The 1,468-nt window shown below is 48.3% G+C and carries 2 protein-coding genes; one reads left to right on the top strand and one right to left on the bottom strand.

What is annotated here, in order from left to right; translation table 11 throughout:
• Nucleotides 1-373 (top strand): PD-(D/E)XK nuclease family protein (locus tag QVO97_RS01605; RefSeq protein ID WP_288188612.1); only part of this gene is annotated, 373 nt, incomplete at its 5' end.
• 131 nt (nucleotides 374-504) lie between these two features.
• Here the strand turns inward: QVO97_RS01605 and QVO97_RS01600 are convergent.
• Nucleotides 505-1,290: a MerR family transcriptional regulator gene (locus tag QVO97_RS01600; RefSeq protein WP_022358674.1), complete on the bottom strand. Its 786-nt coding sequence runs from the start codon at nucleotides 1,288-1,290 to the stop codon at nucleotides 505-507.
• Nucleotides 1,291-1,468: the final 178 nt, after the last annotated feature.

Genomic DNA, 1,468 nt, shown 5'->3' with positions numbered 1-1,468 from the left:
GGCGTTGGTGCGCGGCTCAGATCTGGCAAAACTGACAGCCAGTTCATTGGGAAAACGCATGCAGAGAGCGGCAGCAGCCGGGAAACTGTACCGGGAAAAACAGTTCGTCATCGGTATTCCGGCGCGCGAGATGGGCGAGTGGGATTCGGATGAGCGGATTCTGATACAGGGTATCATCGACGCCTTTTTTGAGGAGGACGGTAAGCTGGTTCTGGTGGATTATAAGACAGATTATGTGGAAAATTCAGACATTCTGATCCGCCGCTATGAGGCACAGGTGCGCTACTATACCCGCGCACTAGAACAGATAACAGGAAAAAGGGTGGCGGAGCGCTACCTGTATTCGTTCCGGTTTGGGGCGATTGAAGTGTAAGGCAGTGATTCTGGGTACAGATAGGCACGTTCGGAGCCGATCGTATTTCCAGTCAATACGCCGGGATATGCGGCGCAGGAGGATCTGACGGAGTACCGGAGTTTTACGGATTATACGGATCACGGCTTTGTTTAAAGGGTATCATCCGCCACCAGAACCGCTACCTGCGTCAGAAAATTCTCAGGATTTTTGTGCTGGGGCGGTCCCTCCAGATAGAGGTGGCGGGCGGTGCCCTTTAATGGAATCTGATATTTGTTAGCATACGCACAAAGATGCTTCACAATTACCGGAAGACCTTCATAGGCACCGTGATAAAAGATACAGAGCGCTTTCTGGCAGGGCAGGGTGACGAGATGTTCACCCAGGCTTTCCGGCGGGACGGCGATGCAGCAGGTAAAATCGCCCGGATTCGAAAGGTTGTATTCGGTGAAAAACATATGCTGGGTGGTGTCAGAACCATATTGGCGGATCGCCTTGATGAAGACGCTACGTAATTGCTCTTTCTTGTCTTCAAGTTCTGTCGAATGCAGATCCTGGCAGTAAACGGTCTGGGCGGGAAGTTCTATCTGTCGGATTTCAAAGTCATTGTGTTCTTTTGAATGTTCTTTTAATTTCTCAATATTCCGGCTGATCTCGTCACGCAGATCTTCCAGACGCGCGATCAGTGGCTCCAGATCCGTCGTGCCGTGATAATAGGCATAGATATCATCCAGCGACAGACCGAGATTCTGCAGAATGCGGATGCTCCGGATGCGCGAGACGGTGTCTGCTGTATAGTAACGGTTTCCATTGATACCGTCTTTCTGATCCGGCAGAATAAGGCCCTTGTCTTCATAATTTAAAATCATGCGTCGGGTCACTTCCAACGCTTTGGCTGCCTCGCCGATCGAGAGCAGCCGTTTTTTATCGTGCGTCATAAAACCTCCTGTTAGATATCCATAAGATGTGCAATCATGTATATTTGTCATGTAGGATTCGAGTGCGATTTTTTACACTCATAGTTGTGTATAATTACATAAAAAATAAGTGAAAATTATACAAATTAGCTAAAAAGGGATTGCATCGTACATCAATGTACGGTGTATAGTCATTTTA

This window comes from Clostridium sp. CAG:43, from assembly GCF_000434655.1.
Lineage (GTDB): Bacteria > Bacillota > Clostridia > Lachnospirales > Lachnospiraceae > Otoolea > Otoolea fessa.
This window is presented reverse-complemented; position numbering and strand designations above follow the sequence as displayed.